Below are 613 nucleotides of genomic sequence, written 5' to 3' on the forward strand. Positions count from 1 at the left end.
GTGAAGCTGTTGACCGAGCCGCAGCCGTGGCAGGAGAACGGGCACGCTCGCCGGGCCGCTGTGTCGTCGTTCGGGATCAGTGGCACGAACGCTCATGTGATCATCGAGCAGGGCCCGGTCGCGGAGCCGGAGCCTGAGCCGGTGGGACAGCTGCCGGTGGTGCCGTGGCTGGTGTCGGCGAAGGATGTGCGGGCGTTGCGGGCGCAGGCCGGTCGGCTCGCGTCGTGGGCGGAGTCGCGGTCGTCGGTGCCGGTGTCGGATGTGGCGTGGTCGTTGGCGACGGGCCGGGCGGTGCTGGAGCAGCGTGCGGTGGTGGTGGGCGGCGATCGGGACGAGTTGGTGGCCGGGTTGCGGGCGCTGGCTGACGATCCCTCTGCTGCGATCTCGGGTAGCGGTTCTGGCGGGAAGCTGGCCCTGTTGTTCGCGGGTCAGGGTAGCCAGCGGGTCGGGATGGGGTCGGTGCTGGTTGAGCACTTCCCGGTGTTTGCGGAGGCGTTGGAGGAGATCTGCGCCTGGTTTGAGCCGTTGTTGCCGCATTCGCTGCGTGAGGTGATGTTCTCCGATCCCGAGGGTGTGTTGAGCGAGACGGGGATGACGCAGCCTGCGTTGTTCG

1 protein-coding gene is annotated in these 613 nt (G+C 68.8%); it reads left to right on the forward strand.

What is annotated here, in order from left to right; all coding sequences use genetic code 11:
- On the forward strand, positions 1 to 613 hold a 613-nt coding region (locus ABGB14_RS50035; RefSeq protein WP_347650966.1), incomplete at both ends, for a ketoacyl-synthetase C-terminal extension domain-containing protein.

The sequence above is a fragment of the Nonomuraea sp. B10E15 genome (assembly GCF_039871615.1).
Classification (GTDB): domain Bacteria; phylum Actinomycetota; class Actinomycetes; order Streptosporangiales; family Streptosporangiaceae; genus Nonomuraea.